Origin of the sequence: Neisseria sp. P0001.S007 (assembly GCF_051963655.1) — a bacterium.
In the GTDB taxonomy this organism is placed as follows: Bacteria; Pseudomonadota; Gammaproteobacteria; order Burkholderiales; family Neisseriaceae; genus Neisseria; species Neisseria subflava_A.
Genome location: NZ_JBQCUB010000053.1, coordinates 1 through 248 on the forward strand (window position 1 = coordinate 1; position 248 = coordinate 248).

Here is a 248-nt window from a genome sequence, read left to right on the forward strand (position 1 = left end):
CCGCTACTTTGGTTTTCTGATAATCGAAGTCCGCTTTCAACAACGACAACCAATTCGAATCGGGCGTCCACTCGTAAAACAGGTTGGCATTGCGCCGTCTGTTTACGTCATCGGCTTCGCGCCAAGAAGAAGCGGTCAGGTTATAAGACTCTTCGATCGTGTAATTGTGGCCCTGCTGACCGTTGAGAGATGCGCCGATACGATGATTGTCGTTGATTTGGTAAGCAATCTTACCCAAGAAACTGTGG

General features: G+C 48.8%; 1 pseudogene. It reads right to left on the reverse strand.

Annotated features, from left to right (window positions below):
- A pseudogene (locus tag ACTHRE_RS11170) lies at nt 1-248 on the reverse strand (TonB-dependent hemoglobin/transferrin/lactoferrin family receptor); the annotation flags it as partial.